At 51.4% G+C, this 19,757-nt stretch carries 17 protein-coding genes; 5 read left to right on the forward strand and 12 right to left on the reverse strand.

Annotated features, from left to right (window positions below; translation table 11 throughout):
- Positions 1–16 precede the first annotated feature (16 nt).
- Positions 17–2,302 (reverse strand): catecholate siderophore receptor Fiu, encoded by a 2,286-nt coding sequence (locus C2U43_RS08055; RefSeq protein WP_103285973.1) that lies wholly within the window; start codon positions 2,300–2,302, stop codon positions 17–19.
- 290 nt (positions 2,303–2,592) lie between these two features.
- Positions 2,593–2,853 carry a DUF1471 family periplasmic protein McbA gene (gene mcbA, locus C2U43_RS08060; protein WP_048235782.1) on the reverse strand — a complete coding sequence of 87 codons (261 nt, stop codon included), beginning with the start codon at positions 2,851–2,853 and terminating at the stop codon, positions 2,593–2,595.
- 210 nt (positions 2,854–3,063) lie between these two features.
- On the opposite strand from mcbA, the gene rlmF reads away from it, so the two are divergent.
- Positions 3,064–3,990, forward strand: a complete 927-nt coding sequence (gene rlmF / locus C2U43_RS08065; protein ID WP_103284928.1) for a 23S rRNA (adenine(1618)-N(6))-methyltransferase RlmF — start codon at positions 3,064–3,066, stop codon at positions 3,988–3,990.
- Here rlmF and ybiO read toward each other — a convergent pair.
- The 6 genes from ybiO to rhtA all read right to left on the reverse strand — a co-directional run bounded on the left by ybiO (position 3,987) and on the right by rhtA (position 10,665).
- Complete coding sequence (gene ybiO, locus C2U43_RS08070) at positions 3,987–6,224, reverse strand: mechanosensitive channel protein (RefSeq protein ID WP_103284929.1); 2,238 nt, start codon at positions 6,222–6,224, stop codon at positions 3,987–3,989. The genes rlmF and ybiO overlap by 4 nt on opposite strands.
- A 118-nt stretch (positions 6,225–6,342) precedes the next feature.
- The gene (glnQ, locus tag C2U43_RS08075) at positions 6,343–7,065 is read right to left on the reverse strand and encodes a glutamine ABC transporter ATP-binding protein GlnQ (protein WP_003035246.1); all 723 of its coding nucleotides are present in this window, start codon (positions 7,063–7,065) and stop codon (positions 6,343–6,345) included.
- Entirely contained in the window at positions 7,062–7,721 is a 660-nt protein-coding gene (gene glnP, locus C2U43_RS08080) for a glutamine ABC transporter permease GlnP (RefSeq protein ID WP_003035248.1), read from the reverse strand. The genes glnQ and glnP overlap by 4 nt, the downstream gene beginning before the upstream one ends.
- A 137-nt stretch (positions 7,722–7,858) precedes the next feature.
- Entirely contained in the window at positions 7,859–8,605 is a 747-nt protein-coding gene (glnH, locus tag C2U43_RS08085; RefSeq protein ID WP_048235778.1) for a glutamine ABC transporter substrate-binding protein GlnH, read from the reverse strand.
- A 365-nt stretch (positions 8,606–8,970) separates the two neighbouring features.
- Complete coding sequence (gene dps, locus C2U43_RS08090; RefSeq protein ID WP_003035253.1) at positions 8,971–9,474, reverse strand: DNA starvation/stationary phase protection protein Dps; 504 nt, start codon at positions 9,472–9,474, stop codon at positions 8,971–8,973.
- A 303-nt stretch (positions 9,475–9,777) separates the two neighbouring features.
- Complete coding sequence (rhtA, locus tag C2U43_RS08095; RefSeq protein WP_008784209.1) at positions 9,778–10,665, reverse strand: threonine/homoserine exporter RhtA; 888 nt, start codon at positions 10,663–10,665, stop codon at positions 9,778–9,780.
- A 411-nt stretch (positions 10,666–11,076) separates the two neighbouring features.
- On the opposite strand from rhtA, the gene ompX reads away from it, so the two are divergent.
- Positions 11,077–11,592: an outer membrane protein OmpX gene (ompX, locus tag C2U43_RS08100; protein WP_048214619.1), complete on the forward strand. Its 516-nt coding sequence runs from the start codon at positions 11,077–11,079 to the stop codon at positions 11,590–11,592.
- A gap of 145 nt (positions 11,593–11,737) precedes the next feature.
- On the opposite strand, the gene C2U43_RS08105 is transcribed toward ompX, so the two are convergent.
- Both C2U43_RS08105 and mntS read right to left on the reverse strand, forming a co-directional pair.
- A complete protein-coding gene (locus C2U43_RS08105; protein ID WP_048214618.1) occupies positions 11,738–13,318 on the reverse strand; it encodes a phosphoethanolamine transferase in 1,581 nt (526 codons plus the stop codon).
- Between the two features lie 276 nt (positions 13,319–13,594).
- Positions 13,595–13,723, reverse strand: a complete 129-nt coding sequence (mntS, locus tag C2U43_RS08110; RefSeq protein ID WP_003831584.1) for a manganase accumulation protein MntS — start codon at positions 13,721–13,723, stop codon at positions 13,595–13,597.
- 186 nt (positions 13,724–13,909) lie between these two features.
- Between mntS and mntR the strand changes: the two genes are divergently transcribed.
- Both mntR and C2U43_RS08120 read left to right on the forward strand, forming a co-directional pair.
- Positions 13,910–14,383 carry a manganese-binding transcriptional regulator MntR gene (gene mntR / locus C2U43_RS08115; protein WP_003831586.1) on the forward strand — a complete coding sequence of 158 codons (474 nt, stop codon included), beginning with the start codon at positions 13,910–13,912 and terminating at the stop codon, positions 14,381–14,383.
- Complete coding sequence (locus C2U43_RS08120) at positions 14,380–15,489, forward strand: anion transporter (RefSeq protein WP_103284930.1); 1,110 nt, start codon at positions 14,380–14,382, stop codon at positions 15,487–15,489. Before mntR ends, C2U43_RS08120 begins: the two co-directional genes overlap by 4 nt.
- Positions 15,490–15,583: 94 nt before the next feature.
- On the opposite strand, the gene ldtB is transcribed toward C2U43_RS08120, so the two are convergent.
- Complete coding sequence (gene ldtB / locus C2U43_RS08125; protein WP_008784213.1) at positions 15,584–16,504, reverse strand: L,D-transpeptidase; 921 nt, start codon at positions 16,502–16,504, stop codon at positions 15,584–15,586.
- Positions 16,505–16,736: 232 nt separating this feature from the next.
- Between ldtB and C2U43_RS08130 the strand changes: the two genes are divergently transcribed.
- Positions 16,737–18,329 carry an ABC-F family ATPase gene (locus tag C2U43_RS08130; protein WP_008784214.1) on the forward strand — a complete coding sequence of 531 codons (1,593 nt, stop codon included), beginning with the start codon at positions 16,737–16,739 and terminating at the stop codon, positions 18,327–18,329.
- 78 nt (positions 18,330–18,407) lie between these two features.
- Here the strand turns inward: C2U43_RS08130 and C2U43_RS08135 are convergent, their stop codons facing one another.
- A complete protein-coding gene (locus C2U43_RS08135) occupies positions 18,408–19,670 on the reverse strand; it encodes a DUF1479 domain-containing protein (protein ID WP_103015135.1) in 1,263 nt (420 codons plus the stop codon).
- Positions 19,671–19,757: the final 87 nt, after the last annotated feature.

The following is a 19,757-nucleotide window of genomic DNA, read 5'->3' on the forward strand; positions in this document are numbered from 1 at the left end:
CGCCCCACGCGATGGATTAGAAATGCATATTGGCGGTGAGCAGGAAAGTTCTTGGCTCGCCCGGATGATAGCGGTATCCACTCTTGTTTATGGAAGATACATAATCGGTGTCGAACAGGTTATAGACGTTTAGCTGGAAATCGAGATTGCGATTCACGCGATAGCCCAGTTTGGCGTCAGCGACCCAGTAACCTTCAGTGTAGGATGGCGTACCCACCGCACCGTCGGAACCGCGATGCATACTGCCCACATAGCGAGCGCCTGCGCCAACGGAGATATCATCGGTAGCCTGATACTGGTTCCACAGCGTGAATGCATGTTCCGGTGTATATGGCAGGGAAGAGGATCCATCTTGAGCAACGTTTTTACCGCTGTGGATGGTCGCGCGTTGCTGGGTGTAACCCCCAATAATCTGCCATGCGGGAGTGATGTTACCTGCTACCGAGAGCTCGTAGCCTTCAACGCGTTTCTCTCCGTACTGGGAATAGGTACCGTCGTCGTTCTGCTCAACTTCATTCTCAATATCTGTGCGGAAAATCGCGGCGGTTAACAGCAGGCGCTTATCCAGCACCTCCCATTTGGTGCCGATCTCGCTGGTTTTCGCTTTCTGCGGTTTGAAATCGGTACGGTTCGCACTGTTACCGCTGCCGCCCTGAGCAAGAGCAAAGTTGCTGCCGCCCGGCGGTTGCTGAGAAACGGCATAGTTGATGTACACGTTACCCTTATCGGTCAGGTGATACAGCGCGCCAGCTTTCCAGTTCACCAGATTGCCTGATTTGGCAGTATCTACAGTGGTGACCGGGGAACCTTTGGCCACGCCTGTCGGGCACGCGACTGCGCCGCGACCGGAAGCGCCACAAGCGGTGGCGCTGTCATATTCCGTGCGGTAATTGTCGAGGCGAATACCACCGTTCAGCTCGAATTCACGGGTAATTTGTAGCGTATCAAAAGCGTATACACCGAAGGTGTCTGTTTGCCCGTTAGCGTTGGCGCCGTTACGAGACAATCCGCCGATATTCACGTTGCTGTCGGGGTGATAGATATTAACCGGTGGTGGGGTGATCGGCACCACGCCATAGTTGGTTTGTGTTTCGCGCGTCAGCTCCACGCCGGTGCTGATGTCGTGACCGATGGATCCCGTGTAGAACGTTGAGGTCAGGTTGGTCTGGTTGGTCAAGATCTTATTGCTGACATCCTTGGTATTTGCCAGGCGTGACCAGGTCCAGCTGTCGACGCTGCTGGTGGGTTGGGTGATGTTAGACGCGCCGCCCATCACCGCCGTCATCAGATAATCCTGTTTAATGCGCGACCAGCGGGTGGTGTTGCGAATAGTGGTGCTGTCGTTCAGGTCATGTTCAAAACGCATCGTCGCGGTATCGGTTGTCGAATCGTCATAATCCGAGTTGGTACCGTAGAAATTATGCGTGTCCACTTTGCCTGAATGATTCAGTGCAGAAGTCCCCGCAGAAGGTGCGGAGTATCCCGGCAGGCCAATGGTAGGGATGCCGCCATCCGGTGTGTTGTGTTGGGTGACATGCAGATAGTTCAGGTACAGTCGGTTCTCAGTCCCTAAGCCAAAAGCGAGAGAGGGGGCCACACCGTAACGTTCATTCTTAACATTATCGCGACCAGCATCATGCGTTTTTTCACCCATCAGGTTTAAACGTGCGGCGGTGGTCTCGCCGATGACCTGGTTAATGTCCAGCGTACCACGGCGGAACCAGGCGCTACCGACGCTGGCCGATGCATCGATTCCTGAGTCGGTGCGTGGCTGTTTGCTGATCATATTGATAGAGCCAGTCGGTGCGCTACGTCCATAGTCGGTACCGGAAGGACCTTTGATTACTTCCACCTGTTCGGTATTGAAGGTGTCGCGCGTGACGCTGCCAATATCACGGATACCGTCGATATAAATACTGTTCGAGGTATCCGCACCACGCATGTAAACCGCGTCACCGGTGCTGGAGTTACCGTTCTCACCGGCGAAAAATGCGCCAACGCCCGGGACGTTTTTCAGCGCGTCGGTCAGATTTGTTGCGCCTTGATCCTTAATCACCTGCTCAGAAATCACCGTCATGGTGCGGGTTGTATCCGCCACCGGACGGGAGAATTTAGGGTCGGCAGACTGTGTTGGGGAGTACAGCGAAGGTTTGGCCGCTTCAACGATCAGAGTGTCTTCTTGTTTTTTATCCTGGTCGTCCGCAGCGACAGCCTGAGCTATAGGGGACAGGCCAATGCACAGACCGGCAAAAAAAGTCAGTGAGTGAAAGCTACTGGACGGCAAGTTGCGATTTTTATCCATGTTAATGAGTGACTTATTATTTTTTGAGTGGACGGTTTCACTCGCGCGAAGGGACATCTCTATGGATGTTATACCCTGCAGGTCTCGCGGAAATGAATGTGTAATTGATAATGATTTTGATAAGCATTACTAATCAGTGCGACGTTTTAGCATTCATTAATTCAAAAATAAATACATTTATTTACATTGGATTCAAAATGCCAACATATTGATTACAAATTGAACTGCAATGAAGTGAACAGCGCGCAGAAAACTGCATTCGGGATGAATGCAGTTGGGCTGAGAAGGGGTTACTTATAGATGGTTGCGGTGCCGTACATCTGATTTTTACCGCCTGCAGAATTAACGACAAAGCCTTTTGCGCCTTGCTCTTTCGCTTTCTCCGCCAGCTTGTCTTCCAGGTCGCTCAGATTAGAGGCGCCGGTAGCGGATACGGTGCCGGAAGCATGTAGCTGACCGGTTGCAGGGCTAGTGTTGGGCTGTGCAGCAAAGGAGGCAAATGTCATGCCGGAAAGTACGGTAGCAGCAAGTAATGTGAGGCATTTCTTCATGGTGATGTCCTCTGAAAAACAACAGGTGTGCCTGATAAGTTTAGGTCGTCAGCGGATGACATTTACCGCAAAAAATTGGTGATGAACTGTCTGTTTTTTGAACAATCAGCAAGGCGTCAAACAGGTGTAAAAAATCAAATTTCCTTGTTGTGTGTGTTTACCGCGTGGCGTTATGCGGGTATCTTACGCCGCTGTTAAAAGGAGAATGCTATGTCCGCCCAGAAACCGGGATTACACCCACGCAACCGCCACAATGGCCGTTATGATCTTGCGACTTTATGCCAGGTTACGCCCGAGCTGACGCAATTTCTCACCCTCACGCCCGGCGGTGAGCAGAGTGTTGATTTCGCGAATCCGCAGGCAGTAAAGGCGCTCAATAAAGCACTGCTGGCGCATTTTTATGCGGTGAAAAACTGGGATATTCCAGATGGTTTTCTGTGCCCGCCGGTGCCTGGTCGTGCTGACTACATACACCATTTGGCCGACCTGTTGGGTGGAACCAGCGGAACCATTCCGGCAAATGCGAGCGTGCTGGACGTGGGAGTGGGGGCAAACTGTATTTATCCACTGATCGGCGTGCATGAATATGGCTGGCGATTCACGGGTAGTGAAACCAGTAGCGAAGCGTTTAACAGCGCTCAGGCGATCGTCAACGCCAATCCGGGATTAACCCGTGCTATTCGTCTGCGTCGCCAGAAAGATGCAACGGCAATCTTCAACGGCATCATTCACAAAAATGAGCAGTATGAAGCCACATTGTGCAACCCGCCATTCCATGATTCTGCGGCCTCAGCCCGTGCCGGAAGTGAGCGCAAACGCCGTAATCTGGGACAGGACAAAGACGATGCGCTGAACTTTGGCGGACAGCAGCAGGAGCTGTGGTGTGAAGGTGGTGAAGTGGCGTTCATCAAGAAAATGATTGCTGAAAGCCAGGCCTTTGGTCGCCAGGTGATGTGGTTCACCACGCTGGTGTCGCGCGGTGAGAACTTGCCTCCGCTGTACCATGCATTAACGGATGCGGGCGCGGTGAAAGTTGTCAAGAAAGAGATGGCCCAGGGACAAAAGCAGAGTCGCTTTATTGCCTGGACCTTTATGGATAACGAGCAGCGTCGTCGTTTTATGGCGCGTAAACGCTAAAGCGTTGGCTCGGTTGGCGGTAGCGGTTCGCTTGCCGCCGACGCAGGGCCATTCCCTGGTGCAGGTAACACTTGATACGTCTGTACCGGGGCGCGTATGTTGGCCAGATCGAAGTATTTCTTCACCTGGCTGTCGAGCGCAAAACGTACCGTCCACTGCTTCAGCGGTAAGGTGGTAAACGAGACCCGTAGCGTGAATGCCGTATTGGTTAATCCTACAATCCCGGCAAACGACGGCTCGCCGATAATCAGCCCACGAATATCATCTTTTTCCATCACCGCAGCAACCGCGTCTTTCAACGCCTGATTCGCTTTATCCGCATCCTCATGGCGGTCTACGTCGTAATTGGCGACGACCGATCCAATTCCACGCACAAAGTTGGCGAAGGTCGTTATTGATGACCAGGGAATGATATGGTACGCCCCGGTGTCCTGACGCACGCCCACAGAACGAATGGACATTCGTTCAACCGTACCGGTGAGTGGGCCGATGGTCACCAGGTCGCCGGTGTTCATGCCATTTTCAAACTGAATAAAGATCCCAGTAATAATATCTTTTACCAGCGTTTGCGAGCCGAAAGAGATAGCCAGCCCCAACGCCCCGGCACCGGCCAGTAAGGGGGCGATATTGACGCCAATTTCGGACAGCACAATCATGATGGTGATCGTGCTGATTATTACCGCCAGCGCATTGCGAAACAGCGTCAGCAAAGTGCGGGTTCTGGCGCTGGGTAGCGGGCGGCCATGAATATCGGAAGCCAGACGATTTTCAATCAGGCTGGCAAGGATCGTCCAGCCGATGGCGGAGAAGAATAAAATCAGCGCGATACGGATCAGAATATCCACCGTTTTTTCTCCCGCGCCGTAATGCAGCCAGTTCCAGAAGTCGAACAGTCCCCAGGCATTCAGTAGCAGCATCACCGCAACGCACACCGTCAGGATCCTGGCCACGCTTAACGCCGTCGACAGCCAGCCATTCAGCCGCTTTTGGAGTTCCGGATAGCTGCGCTGGGTGTGTGGCGAAAGGGTAATAGTTTTGGCTATCCAGCGGGAAAACATGCCGGAAACAAAGGCGGCAATTCCAATGATTACCAGGCTGCGCAGCGTAGCGCCCATCATGAATTTCAGGCTGTTGCCCGGATCAAACAGCGAGAAGAAAAACAGCACAATGAAGTAGGCGCTGGCCAGCCAATGCCACACCAGCGCAAAAGCGCGGATAAACAGGCTGAAGAAAGCTAACGATCTTTCCGCCAGATTCTGTAAATGCTGTGTTATCTCTTTCTTGTTTCTGAAAATCAGGTACAGCGCCCATAGCGTGATACACAGCATGATGATGACGTTTGCCATCGCGCCGACCTGCACGTTGACCTGATTGGAGATAATGGGAACGGCAACGATCAGTCCGTAACCAATCAGACTGCTCAACGAACTCAAACGGCGATTCCAGTAGCGAGCACCGGCATCCTGAATGTTAAACGGGCGCAGTTCGGCCACCGTTGGGCAAAATATCAGACGTAGAATGGCTTTGAAGAATTCAATCAGGGCAAAGGCATTGAGAAACAGGCTTTGCTGAAAGGCGATCGTGCGACTGCCGGCGTTCATTCTGTCGCTCAGTATCTGCCCGACAAACAATGTCAGCGCCAGCAGAAGCAAATCAATAATGAATGCGCCAACGATCATCGCCGGAAGCTGCAGCCAGTTGCTGCGTTCGCGGTTTTTCCGCCGCGCCCATTGCCCCATTTTGCGATACAGCGGCAGCGCGCACAGGCGGATCAGCCAGTAAAACCCGAACACTGACGCCGCCAGCATTAAAAAATGAGTCAGGGCATTGGTGAATGTTTGCGGGTTAAAGGTCTTGTGCGGTGCATCGGTAATATTGCGATAAAGCTGGGCAAAGCGGCTGGAGAGCGCCTCACCGTAGTGCCGGGTGACATCGGTGACGTTTTCCAGCACCGTTTTTTCTTCCGTTAACGTGGGTGGGACGATCGTGGGCACCGGTTCGGCTGGAGGGGTTGTCGCTACTTTGCGTAATTGATCGATCAGTTCCTTCCGCGAGGTGTCATTTTCCAGCACATCGGCCAGTGCGCCGTAAGCCGCTTTCTTCTGTTCAACATCCGGCTCTTTTACCGGGGCGGTTTGCGCGTTGGTTGACGTTGGCGTGGTGACGCCAGGTATCGTCGCCGCCTGAGCCGGAAGACTCAGCAGACAAACAAAGATGAACAGGATCCAGCGCATGACTCCTCCCATGAGAAAATAAATTCAAAAGGATAAGTATAGATGTCAGGGCGGGAGGGAATTGAAATGAGAGGATTCTGGTGAAAAACCTCCCTTCGGGCGAAGGGAGGTTGAGCTATCAGGAAACGTGCTGCAAGAATTCCTGTAAGCGTTGGCTGGGCGGATTTTCAATCAGGGCCTGCGGATTACCGTCTTCGGCAATACGTCCCTTATCAATGAAAATCAGGCGTGAAGCCACTTTTTCGGCAAAGCCGATTTCGTGGGTCACAATCACCATAGTCATCCCTTCTTCCGCCAGGTCCTGCATAACTTTCAGAACTTCATGGCGCAGTTCCGGGTCGAGTGCTGAGGTTGGCTCATCAAACAGCATCATTTTCGGTTTTACTGCCAGCGCACGGGCGATAGCCACACGCTGTTGTTGACCGCCGGACAGTTCAGAAGGGTAGTGATGTGCACGTTCGGCCAGACCCACTTTTGCCAGCAGCTCTTTCGCCAGTTTCTCGGCCTGTTCTTTATTCGCCCCGCGTACGCGCTGCGGTCCGAACATGACGTTTTCCAGTGCCGTCAGATGTGGGAACAGGTAGAACTGCTGAAACACCATTCCGGCTTCCTGACGGATTAAGCGCTCGTCTACCTTCGGATCGTTTACTTTCAGACCATCGACGATCAGATCGCCGGAGGTTATCTCTTCCAGCTTGTTAATGCAGCGCAGCAGGGTAGATTTACCGGACCCGGACGGACCGATAATCACCACCACTTCGCCCTGCTGAATGTTCAGGTCAATATTGTGCAGCACCTGAGTTGGACCAAAGTGCTTAGAAACGTTTTTAAATTCAATCACAGGATTTTCATCCTTCTTTCCAGACGACGCAGAATGAAGCTCAGCACCAGCGTAATGATCAGATAGAACACCGCAACGGCGCTCCAGATTTCCAGTGCGCGGAAGTTACCGGCAATGATTTCCTGGCCCTGACGGGTCAGTTCAGCGACGCCAATGACAATAAACAGCGAGGTATCTTTAATGCTGATGATCCACTGGTTGCCCAGCGGTGGCAGCATACGACGCAGTGCGAGGGGTAAAATAACGTGGCGGATAGTCTCTGTGCGTGAAAGTCCAAGCGCCAAACCGGCTTCGCTGAACCCTTTATGGATTGAGAGCACCGCACCGCGGGTGATTTCCGCAATATAGGCCCCGGAGTTGATCATGATGGTGACAACGGCGGCGCTAAAGGGGTCAATGCGTAAATCGTTAAATGCCATTGGCAGAGCGAAGTAAATAAACATTACCTGCACAACGATTGGCGTACCGCGAATGACTTCGATAAACACCAGCGCTACGTGGTTGGCGATCCAACCGCCGAAAGTGCGCGCAAACCCTGCTGCAAGTCCGATTATCAGACCGCCAGCCAGACCGAGGACCGAGATCCACAGGGTCATTTTGGCGCCTTCAATCAAAAGCGGGATGGCGGGCCAGATGGCACTCCAGTCAAACTGCATATGTCGTTCCTGTTACCGTGGTGTAAATATTCAAATGCCCGTATTGCCGGATGTGCTGTGCTTATCCGGCCTACAGGTCTCAAAAATCCAGGCGTAGGCCCGGTAAGCATCACGCTACCGGGCAACGCTGCCGGTTATTATTTAGGTTCAGTACCGAACCATTTTTTGTAGATTTCGTTGTAAGTACCGTTCTCTTTCAGCGTTTTCAGCGCGCCGTTCACTTTCTCACGCAGGTCGTCGCTGCCTTTCGGGAAGGCGATACCGTACTGCTGGGCTTCCAGCGATTCGCCTACAGCTTTGAACTGACCATTGCCAGCTGTTTTGATGAAGTAAAGAATGTTTGGTGTGTCGTGCAGTACAGCGTCTGCGCGGTTGGTGCCCAGTTCCATATATGCGTTATCGATATTCGGGAACTGACGCAGGTCTTTGGTTTTGATATTCGCTTTCGCATAATCAACGGAACCGGTGCCGCTCTTAACTGCAACGACTTTACCATCCAGATCTTTTACGCTTTTGACGTCGTTGTTATTCGCTTTCACCATCACTAACAGACCGCTTTTGTAGTAGCCGTCGGAGAAGTCGATCGCTTTTTTACGCTCTTCGGTGATGGTGATACCTGCCAGTGCCAGGTCGATATTTTTGGTTTGCAGAGCCGGGATGATGCCGCTGAAATCCATCGGTTTCAGTTCATAATCCAGTTTCAGTTCTTTGGCCACGGCAGCCCACAGATCCACATCAAAACCAACGTATTTGTCACCCTGTTTGAATTCAAACGGTACAAACGCGGTGTCGGTTGCGACAACCAGTTTCTTGTCTGCGGCATGGGAGGACACCGCAAAAGCCAGGGTAAGTGCAGCCAGTGAAACTTTTAATACAGACTTCATAGGATTTCCTTTTATATCCACGGGGCGATCCCCTGCGAGAACATATGGCTTAATGAAAAAATCGTGCCAATTTTGCAACTCATTGTTTTAACAAGAGGGTGTCTCGTTTCTCTGCACAATAAGTAGGGCATAGCGAATAATCTGCACTGTTTTGGGGCACTCATTTGGTGCGAACCAGTCACGGTGCAAACGGTATGACTATTTAGCGTAAAAATTGTTGATAAAACAATCTTTCGTTAACGATTGTGTGAGGTGATTATTACAAATAATTTACTTTGGAGTGACGAATGATCAATGTTATGCACCATAGATGTGCAAAACCCCCGCCGGAGCGAGGGTTATATAGGTAATTCTTATGTCTGCTGTTACTCAATGTTGGCTTCGATAAACCACAGGAATTTATCGAGGTCGCGAGAAGCTGCGGTAAAGATATCCGCGGTATCTTCGTCTTTTGCTTCGCTGATAGCTTTACGTACGCTGTTTGCAACTACGGCATAACGTTCGGCCAGCTCTTTTAAGTGGTCCTGTACGCTATGGATATCCAGCGGGTAACTTTTCAGAGGCGTTTTGCTGTTAATAACCTGAGTTGTGCCCAGTGCCACACCGCCCAACTGTACGGCGCGTTCAGCCATGGTGTCGAGGTGATCGGTCAGAGCTGTACGGAAGCCATCCAGCATTTCATGTACTGCAATGAAGTTTGCACCGCGCATGTTCCAGTGAGCCTGTTTGGTGATCAATGACAGGTCAATGAACTGGATTACTTGCTGATTCAGCAGTTCTACGGTCGCTTTCTTTTCGCTATCAGACACATCGTTGCGGGTATAAAGGAGGGCGGATGCTTTTGTTTTTACCAGTTTCGCGGTACTCATATTTTCATATCCTCTTGATATTTATGTCCCAACTCTTCAACGGAATTAAGTATAGCGCTAAATTTGGATTTTTGTTTCCGGTGTTGCCTATCACTTTAATAGTGAAGACGAGGGTGAATATAAAATATCAAATAAAATCAATGTGATGAGGGTTTTGTTGCTTGCGTGGTGTTATTTTTATGTTAATTTTAAGATTAAATGAAATATGCGGATGAGAAAATTATATTTATTAGAATTATTATCACGCAGATTTACAATTGGATATTCTGCATGATTATGCAAACCATGCAGAATAATACGTGGTTAATTCACGTCGACTTGTTTTATTTGTGGCTCTTTACGAATAGTGAGCGTAGAGCCCATTGATGCGACAATAATGGCGCCCAGAGCGAGCGTCTGGATAAGCGTCAGCGTTTCACCGAGGAAGATCATTCCGGAAACCGCTGCCAGCGCGGGTTCCATGCTCATCAATGTACCGAAAGTACGTGTAGGCAGGCGCGTCAAAGCAATCATCTCCAGCGAATAGGGAAGCGCAGTAGAGAGGACTGCAATGGCCAGACCTAACGGCAGAATGGACCAGTGCCACAGGGCATCTCCGGCCTGGAGTGCGCCGATTGGAACAAATACCAGTGCTGCAATGAATGACCCTACCGCGACGGTTGCCGGACCGTGTTCCGCCCCGGCTCGCTGCCCGGTAAGAATATAGATGGCCCAGCAGGCGCCAGCCCCCAGCGCCAGCGCTGCGCCGGTTAAATCTACGTGAGAAACGTCCTGACCCAGAGGCAGCAGGAACCAAAGCCCGAGCACTGCCAACGCAACCCAAATGAAATCCACCGGGCGTCGGGATGAAAACAGCGCTACCGCGAGCGGGCCGGTAAATTCCAGCGCCACGGCGATTCCCAGTGGGACGGTTTGGATAGACAGGTAGAAAAGATAGTTCATCCCGCCCAGAGACAGGCCATAAAACAGTAGCGGCAGGCGTTGTTCTTTGGCGAATCGTAAACGCCAGGGCTTAAAGAAAGCGATAAGAATGAGCGTACCCAGCGCAAGGCGCAGCGCGGTAACGCCCGGCGCACCGACGAGTGGGAACAACGATTTTGCCAGTGATGCTCCGCTTTGAATGGAGGACATAGCAATAAGCAAAACCAAAATAGGCAACCAGACTGGCGCTTTACGTGACAACCCCGGCATCCTTTCTCCTGTCAAATGATGATTACACGTCTCCATCTGTGCCACGCTTCAGCATTGTTCCGACGCAGATGATTTTATGTATAGAAAAGTAAAACAGCGAGTGTAATGGAATTACGCTCAACTGGTTGAGTATTCGTTGAAAAAAAAATTGCTCAGTTCCGTACAATGGCATGAAAATGATGGATTAATAATCTGTGTGATTAGGAATGTTCTGGATGAATGTGCCATATTGTGCGCGCAATAATGGTATTTTCAGTTGAAAAAGTGATGTTAATTGAAAGAGATAGCGGGTTTTTGAAATGTTCTGTTACATGAAAGACCCCGTTAGACATCGCGAATCGCAAAGAGTTTCCCATCAATTTTTGGTATATTTAAAACTTAAGATTTACTTGAAGCACATTTGAGGTGGTTATGAAAAAAATTGCATGTCTTTCAGCACTGGCCGCTGTTCTGGCTTTCTCCGCAGGTACTGCTGTAGCTGCTACTTCTACCGTTACCGGTGGTTACGCTCAGAGCGATGCTCAGGGCGCAGCGAACAAAATGAACGGTTTCAACCTGAAGTATCGCTACGAGCAGGACAACAACCCGCTGGGTGTTATCGGTTCCTTCACTTACACTGAAAAAGATCGTACCGATGCTTCTGGCGACTACAACAAAACCCAGTACTACGGCATCACTGCTGGTCCGGCTTACCGTCTGAACGACTGGGCAAGCATCTATGGTGTAGTGGGTGTTGGTTACGGTAAATTCCAGAACGCAGCATCTCCGGCTGACAACCACAGCACCAGCGACTACGGTTTCTCTTACGGTGCTGGTCTGCAGTTCAACCCGATCGAAAACGTTGCTCTGGACTTCTCCTACGAGCAGAGCCGTATTCGTAGCGTTGACGTTGGCACCTGGATTGCTGGCGTGGGTTACCGCTTCTAATCACTTCGGTGATATGAAAAATCCGCCTCTTGGGGCGGATTTTTTTTGCGTGTAATGCAGGAAGGAATGTCGTTGTAGGCCTGATAAGCGCAGCGCAGCGCATCAGGCATCGGTAGCAAAATGTCTTATCCGGCCTACAAGCGTATTATTTGGTTGAGAAAATATCGGTACCCAGATGGTTGTAATCCACCTTCTGCAGTTTGAAGTTGGTGATGTACACCGGCCCGGCTTTTTTCTCTGAGATAAAGCGGTAGCTGTTGGTGATTTCTTTTGCGCTTATCCCCGTCCACTGCGAGAAAAAGCTGAGGAAATCATTGGCGGAGCGACGAGCTTTAATCACCCGATGCGCTTTATCATCGCTCGACAGCACCATGAAAGGCACCTGGAAATTCTGCTGGAACTGATCGTCATGCGCCAGGTACTGCACCTCTTTTCCCCGCTCTTTAAACGCGAGGCCATGATCGGAGAAATAGACCATCGAGAAGCTATTTCCGCTGTTACGTAACTGCTCGTAAAGCTGGCGCAGCAGGTCATCCGTCTGCGTCATGGTGTACAGATAACAAGATGTCTCTTTTGACTGGACGAAAGTCTCGTATTTACCCTGCGTTCGGTCACAGGCCTGCGGATGCGAGCCCATTAAATGCAGCACGATGAGCTGTGGCTGGGTGCGCTCGGTTGCCAGCACCTGGGCAGTCATCTTCAACAGCGCTTCGTCACGGGTGTTTTTATCCGCTTCGAAGTCACCGCTTTTGAGGAACTGAACCTCATCAGCGCGCTTCGCAATGCTGGCGATGGCCGTATCGTATTCACCAATCTGTCCCTGATTGGAAAACCACCATGTCTGAAAGCCCGCGCGGTTAGCCAGGGTGACAAAGTTATCCTGGAACTGGGGTTTATTATCCACTACCCGATTAAGCGTTAAGCCGAGCGATTTTTGCGTTGAACCGCTGGCAGCAATGTAATCCGCGAAGATATAGCCGTTAACGGAGCTGGCAAACGGGGTGTTATCCCAGTGACCGCCAAACGCGCCTAACGCATCGCGGCGGGCGCTTTCACCGATTACCACGACGTAGGTGTGATACTTCGGTTTAACGGCGGTTACCGTCCAGCTGTCTTTTACGCTCGACAGTTTCGCCATACGCTCTTGTTCGTCGAGCACTTCGTTGTTATTGACGATAACGTCCTTGGCGAAACGGAAAACCGGATAGCCAGTGTCTTTCAGCTTGAACACGCCGCCCCAGGCCAGGTTCTGTACCGGGGTAACAAAGAATGCGACAACGCTAAACAGCAAACAAATGCTGTCGAACTTATTCCAGCTGCGCTGCTGCACATCTTTTTTACGGCGTACGGCGATAACGCCAAGGGCAAAAATAAACACCCCAACCAGATAACTGTACCAGGGGAAGATGGTCAGGATCTCGGTTGACTCTTCCATATTGGTTGAGTGCAGCGCCAGCAAGGTATTGAAGTTCGGTGAGCCGTAAGCCTGGCCGAACGGAAAGTACATTGCCGCAATGAGTGAGCAAATGCCAATCAGTGCCTTCTGCGCGCGCGGCGCGCTACGCCACAGCAGCATCAATATACAGGTGAAAGCAACGCTATAGAGCAGGCTAAGCGGATAGCCCAGAGCAAGGTTTATTAGCAGAGACTGTAAGAAATAGAGGCCAGTCCACGGACTAATTGCCCGGCTACGAGCAATGATTGAATCTTTGAGGGTTAAATTCATATGCCACTGTTACAAAAACGCCATGTGCTTACCCTGGCGCTAAGGGTCATTGCCTGCCTGAGAGAGCGAGAAGAGGGATAGGGTCCGCATCCGCGAGCCGCAATATACGCAGGGCTGCGAAAAGATAGAGTGTGCGCAAGAGAAGGTCAACTACTACAAAGAAATTGTTTTGCGAGGGACGTGGCAAAACTGACAAAAAGAAGGGTTATTGAGACGAAAACCACCACCGTACCCGAATGACGGCAGGAAAATGAAGCGGCGTACCGCGACGCCGCATTATTTTTCTGAAGGTTTATCCTGCTCTGGTTTGCTGTTAATCATGTCACACAGCATAGAGATCAGCATCAACCGTACTTTAAAGGGAGAGTGACTAAACACGCGTATGCACCTCTTAAATTCATTCATGTAAACCTCCTGACTTCACAATCCCATCAGTCCTTGAGGGATGTCTTTATTATATACAGATATAGCACAGGCTATATTATATAGCTATTGCTAAAACGTTAATTTTTTGTGCCCACGCAACTCTGGTTTACAATGAGCGCTCTCTAATCAGATGCCGTTAACGCGTCACAGTAACGAGGAAGCAGAATGAGTCGTCGCGCAGGTATGCCAACAACAAAAAAAGTGACGCAATTGGTGAATGTCGAAGAACACGTTGAAGGATTTCGTCAGGTCCGGGAGGCGCATCGCCGCGAACTGATTGATGACTACGTAGAGCTGATTTCCGATCTCATTATTGAGGTGGGTGAAGCGCGCCAGGTGGATATGGCCGCACGACTTGGGGTTTCCCAGCCGACGGTTGCTAAAATGCTTAAGCGCCTTGCTTCAGTCGGATTGATTGAAATGATCCCGTGGCGTGGGGTGTTTTTAACCGCAGAAGGTGAACGACTAGCCCAGGAGAGCCGGGAACGTCATCAGATTGTGGAAAATTTCCTGTTGATGTTAGGCATCAGCCCGGAAATTGCCCGTCGCGACGCGGAGGGGATGGAGCATCACGTCAGTAAGGAAACGCTGGAGGCTTTTAGCCGGTTTACGCAACAGCAAGGAACTGGCTCTGAATGAGTTTTCCTTTATTACGTGCCTTACAGCGCGATCGTTTTTTCCAGCTGTTAATCATCGTTGGGGTTGTACTGAGTCTGTTCACGCCATTTACGCCCCGGTCCTGGTCAGGGGCAATTGACTGGCACACGATTATCACGCTTAGCGGGCTGATGTTACTGACCAAAGGCGTGGAGCTAAGCGGTTATTTCGATGTGTTAGGGCGCAAGATGACCCGCCGCTTCAAAACAGAGCGCCAGCTGGCGATATTTATGGTGCTGGCGGCGGCGTTGTTGTCGACGTTTCTGACCAACGACGTTGCATTGTTTATTGTTGTTCCGCTGACCATCACCCTGAAAAAATTATGTGCCATTCCGGTGAATCGCCTGATTATCTTTGAGGCGCTGGCGGTAAACGCCGGATCGTTGCTCACGCCAATAGGTAATCCGCAAAACATTCTGATGTGGGGACGCTCAGGCTTATCGTTTACCGCGTTTACCTGGCAAATGGCGCCGCTTGCGGGGGCCATGATGCTGACGCTGGTGGTGCTGTGCTGGTTCAGTTTCCCGCATAAAGCGTTGCACTATCATACCGGTACGCGCGCGCCTGACTGGCAACCACGCCTGGTATGGAGCTGTCTGGCGCTGTATATCATCTTCCTGGCGGCGCTGGAGTTAAAGCAAGAGCTGTGGGGTCTGGCGATTGTGGCGGCAGGGTTCATGGTGCTGGCGCGTCGCGTGATCCTCAGCGTGGACTGGACGTTGCTGTTAGTGTTTATGGCGATGTTCATTGATGTGCATTTGTTGACGCAGCTCCCGGCCTTGCAGGGCATTACCCACCAAGTTGGCACGCTCTCAGCGCCGGGACTTTGGTTGACGGCTATTGGCCTGTCGCAGTTTATCAGTAATGTGCCGAGTACGATTTTGCTGCTGAACTATGTCCCGCCGACGCTGTTGCTGGCCTGGGCGGTTAATGTGGGCGGCTTCGGGCTGTTGCCGGGATCGCTGGCGAATCTCATTGCGTTACGGATGGCAAACGACCGACGGATCTGGTGGCGTTTTCATTGGTATTCGGTACCGATGCTGATATGGGCGTCGCTGGTGGGGTATGGTTTGCTGCTGTTGATGTAATTGATGTGGTGTGCCGGATGGCGGTTGGCGCCTAATCCGGCCTACTGCGTTGGTAGGCCCGATAAGCGTAGCGCCATCGGGCATATATAGCAGATTAGTTCAAACGAACCGGCATACCTGAACGGTTCTGTACCGCCTGCTCAACGACGGCCTGATCGACGTCAGACTGACCGGTGATGCTGGTAATGCTCTTGGTCAGGGTAATCGGTACGATTTCTCCGCCTTCGAATTGTGCTTCAGTCGTAGACAGTGGGTTATGTACTTCGATGTAACGGCTGCCGTCTGGTTCGGTAGTGGCTTTTACCGGCTCATCGATAAACTGTACGCGGGTGCCGACTGGCACATTTTCAAACAGGAATTTGATGTCGTCGTTACGCAGACGCACGCAACCGTGGCTGACGCGTAAGCCTACGCCGAAGTTAGCATTGGTGCCGTGGATAGCATACAGGCGACCGATATATAGCGCGTACAGTCCCATCGGGTTATCCGGACCTGCCGGAACAACGGCTGGCAGCGGTTCGCCCGCAGCGCGGTATTCCGCATGCATTTTCGCCGTTGGCGTCCAGGTTGGGCCCGCTTTTTTACGTTCTACTTTGGTGGTCCAGTTGATTGGCGTGTCTTTGCCCAGCTGGCCGATACCGATCGGCAGAACAATTACGGTGTTGGTGCCTTTCGGGTAGTAGTACAGACGCATTTCAGCGCTGTTGATAACAATACCTTCATGCACGGTATCCGGCAGGATCAACTGCTGAGGAATGTTCAGCACGGTGCCGCCTTTCGGCAGGAAGGTATCCACGCCCGGGTTGGCTTCCAGCATGTTAGACAGACCCATCTGATACTCTGCCGCAAAATACTCCAGCGGTTGGGTGTTGCCTTCAGGAATAGTAATGACCTGGTTTTGGCCAATCAAACGGCTACCATCAGTCGGCAGCGGGTACGTGACGGCTGAAGCGGTATTACAAAAACCAACTATTGCGAGTGCCGCCGCGAAAAGCGTTGTTAATTTCATATTCATATTCATGTATGCGAGATTCAGTGCCAGGCAGGCTAGTGGGTTGAGATTTATGTAGTGTTGGGCACGCATTATATGTGCAATCTGAGCAACAAGGAATTCGGATGTGTACTAAATCACATTTTTTTCCTTTTGGTTTCACTTTTTCCCTTCCGCATGAAGACGCGATCTTCTTGCAGACTTATGGCATAATAAGCGGTTTGTCACATATTTCTTTCTCTTTCAGGATACGCCAGTGTTAGTTTCCAGCAACGTCACCATGCAGTTCGGCAGTAAGCCGCTGTTTGAAAATATTTCCGTCAAATTTGGCGGCGGCAACCGTTACGGCCTGATTGGCGCGAACGGTAGCGGTAAATCCACTTTTATGAAAATTCTCGGCGGCGACCTCGAACCGACGCTGGGTAACGTTTCCCTCGATCCTAACGAGCGCATTGGTAAGCTGCGCCAGGATCAGTTCGCCTTTGAAGAGTTCACCGTGCTCGACACCGTGATCATGGGTCACGCTGAACTGTGGGAAGTGAAGCAGGAGCGCGATCGCATATACGCTCTGGCCGAGATGAGCGAAGAAGACGGCTATAAAGTTGCTGACCTCGAAGTTCAGTATGGCGAAATGGACGGCTACTCTGCGGAAGCGCGTGCGGGTGAACTGCTGCTGGGCGTAGGTATTCCGGTAGAACAGCATTACGGCCCGATGAGCGAAGTCGCACCCGGCTGGAAGCTGCGTGTGCTTCTGGCGCAGGCGCTGTTCTCTAACCCGGACATTCTCCTGCTCGACGAACCAACGAACAACCTGGATATCGACACCATCCGTTGGCTGGAGCAGACGCTGAACGAGCGTGACAGCACCATGATCATCATTTCGCACGACCGTCACTTCCTGAACATGGTCTGTACGCACATGGCGGATCTGGACTACGGCGAACTGCGTGTTTATCCGGGTAACTACGACGAATACATGACGGCGGCAACCCAGGCGCGTGAACGTCTGCTGGCCGATAACGCCAAGAAGAAAGCACAGATTGCCGATCTGCAATCCTTCGTCAGCCGCTTTAGCGCCAACGCGTCTAAATCTCGACAGGCGACTTCTCGTGCGCGTCAGATTGATAAGATTAAGCTCGACGAAGTGAAGGCATCCAGCCGTCAGAACCCGTTCATCCGCTTCGAACAGGATAAGAAACTGTTCCGTAACGCGCTGGAAGTGGAAGCGCTGGCGAAAGGTTTTGATGAAGGCCCGCTGTTTAAAAACTTCAACCTGCTGCTGGAAGTAGGGGAGAAGGTTGCCATCATTGGTGCCAACGGCGTGGGTAAATCCACCATGCTGAAAACGTTGGTTGGCGACTTGCAGCCGGACAACGGTACCGTTAAGTGGTCTGAAAACGCCCAGGTCGGTTACTACGCGCAGGATCATGAATATGAGTTCGAAAACGATCTGACTGTTTTCGAATGGATGAGTCAGTGGAAGCAGGAAGGCGATGATGAGCAGGTAGTACGTAGCTTCCTTGGTCGTCTGCTGTTCAGCCAGGACGATATCAAGAAACCTGCGAAAGTGCTCTCCGGTGGTGAAAAAGGACGCATGCTGTTCGGTAAGCTGATGATGCAGAAACCGAATATTCTGGTTATGGATGAACCGACCAACCACCTGGATATGGAATCTATCGAGTCGCTGAACATGGCGCTGGAAATGTACCAGGGCACGCTGATCTTCGTTTCTCACGACCGTGAGTTCGTCAGCTCGCTGGCAACCCGCGTGATTGAAATTACGCCGGAACGCGTAATCGACTTCACCGGTAACTACGAAGATTACCTGCGTAGCAAAGGCGTCGAATAATTATCCCGTCGTGCTCGTGTTACAGGTGTGCTGGTTGCACCTGTAACACGAGATACTTAGGGATAAGGGTATATAAAATTAAACAATCCCCAGCGCGCGTTTGCCGTGGATATTCAAATCCTCCAGCGTGAAGCGTCCTTCCCAGTTAGTTTCATAATCCTCCCGTGGAAAATCACCCGGCGACGCACCTTTTTCCAGCGCGGCCTTCACTTTGTGGGCGTAGGCCAGATTCTTTTCGCACATAGGTGCGGCAGGAATGTACATCACGTTACCCCAACCCTGCTGATTTTCCACCGGTGCGACGGAGTGAATCACATCACAATGCCACCAGACGGAGTCTCCGGCGTCCAGTTGTGGAATGCTGGTTAACGCTTCAATCAGCAGAGGATGCCATTGCGTGGAAATCGGCAGCACCCGGCCGGGCGCAACGCCGCAAAGTTCATCTTCTGGCACATCGTCAAGCAATGGGCGTAACAGCACATACGCCATCGCTTCAGGGATCGGGACCACATGCAACAATCCCTGACCTGGCAGCATATCGGACAATGCAGTCCAGCCCTGGAAGGTACGGAATACCGAACATTTGGTGGTGTTATCCACCGTGTACTCTTCTACCTCGGTGCGATGCGCCGCCTGCCACGGATCGTAATCTTCCAGCTTGCCATTGAAAACATGAGCAAAGACCTGCTGATATGCCGGAAGAAGCCAGCGTTCCAGCGCGCCGGAATCCGTATGCGCGCCCAGCCCTTTGGACGTGGTTCCCGGCGGTCGACGGCGAATGCGGTCAGGGTAAATAACGCTGATATCCGGGTTAAACCATTGTTTACCTTCGCTTGTAAAGGTCCACAAACGATTGAGGAACGACTGTGCATTGGCCATTTCTTCACTCTGGCGGGCCTGCATCTGCGCCTGGGACCAGTAGATGGGGTAGATTTCAGGCCGTGATGCGCTCAGAGTACCGAAGAAATTATCGCCGGGTCCTTTATAGACGTCGTCAAAGTGGTTGCGGTCCAGATAGTCCAGCATTGAGCTGTCCCATCCGAGAGCCTGTTCGCGAGGGAAATGACCTTTAATGACTGCGCATCCGCGACGCTTAATTTCTTCACGCTGCTCTGCACTTACGTGGCCCGCTTTGATATCTGCATAAGATATCACCGGCCACACCGGGGCACCTTGCGCTTTGAGGGCGTTGATTTCCGCCACGCGGGTGGCGATAGCATCGCTCAACTGATTGAAGATTAACTGAACATCCCCAAGCTGTGCCCGCAGTTGCTGTTTCATCTGCCGGATTGCCGCTTTGTGATCGGCGGGCAGCGTGTCGCTGGTAAAAGTAAAAGCCATATCCACCTCGCATTAACTTTCATTCGAAACTTAACTAACTTACAGATGATAATATAAGTTAAAATTTAGTTAACGCAAGTTTAAAAC

It is taken from the genome of Citrobacter freundii complex sp. CFNIH9, from assembly GCF_002903305.1.
GTDB lineage: Bacteria > Pseudomonadota > Gammaproteobacteria > Enterobacterales > Enterobacteriaceae > Citrobacter > Citrobacter portucalensis.

Bases quoted from the DNA above. Each gene is read 5' to 3' on its own strand.
- C2U43_RS08055 (WP_103285973.1), bottom strand. From the start codon at position 2,302: ATGGATAAAAATCGCAACTTGCCGTCCAGTAGCTTTCACTCACTGACT.
- mcbA (WP_048235782.1), bottom strand. From the start codon at position 2,853: ATGAAGAAATGCCTCACATTACTTGCTGCTACCGTACTTTCCGGCATG.
- rlmF (WP_103284928.1), top strand. From the start codon at position 3,064: ATGTCCGCCCAGAAACCGGGATTACACCCACGCAACCGCCACAATGGC.
- ybiO (WP_103284929.1), bottom strand. From the start codon at position 6,224: ATGCGCTGGATCCTGTTCATCTTTGTTTGTCTGCTGAGTCTTCCGGCT.
- glnP (WP_003035248.1), bottom strand. From the start codon at position 7,721: ATGCAGTTTGACTGGAGTGCCATCTGGCCCGCCATCCCGCTTTTGATT.
- glnH (WP_048235778.1), bottom strand. From the start codon at position 8,605: ATGAAGTCTGTATTAAAAGTTTCACTGGCTGCACTTACCCTGGCTTTT.
- dps (WP_003035253.1), bottom strand. From the start codon at position 9,474: ATGAGTACCGCGAAACTGGTAAAAACAAAAGCATCCGCCCTCCTTTAT.
- rhtA (WP_008784209.1), bottom strand. From the start codon at position 10,665: ATGCCGGGGTTGTCACGTAAAGCGCCAGTCTGGTTGCCTATTTTGGTT.
- ompX (WP_048214619.1), top strand. From the start codon at position 11,077: ATGAAAAAAATTGCATGTCTTTCAGCACTGGCCGCTGTTCTGGCTTTC.
- C2U43_RS08105 (WP_048214618.1), bottom strand. From the start codon at position 13,318: ATGAATTTAACCCTCAAAGATTCAATCATTGCTCGTAGCCGGGCAATT.
- mntS (WP_003831584.1), bottom strand. From the start codon at position 13,723: ATGAATGAATTTAAGAGGTGCATACGCGTGTTTAGTCACTCTCCCTTT.
- mntR (WP_003831586.1), top strand. From the start codon at position 13,910: ATGAGTCGTCGCGCAGGTATGCCAACAACAAAAAAAGTGACGCAATTG.
- C2U43_RS08120 (WP_103284930.1), top strand. From the start codon at position 14,380: ATGAGTTTTCCTTTATTACGTGCCTTACAGCGCGATCGTTTTTTCCAG.
- ldtB (WP_008784213.1), bottom strand. From the start codon at position 16,504: ATGAATATGAAATTAACAACGCTTTTCGCGGCGGCACTCGCAATAGTT.
- C2U43_RS08135 (WP_103015135.1), bottom strand. From the start codon at position 19,670: ATGGCTTTTACTTTTACCAGCGACACGCTGCCCGCCGATCACAAAGCG.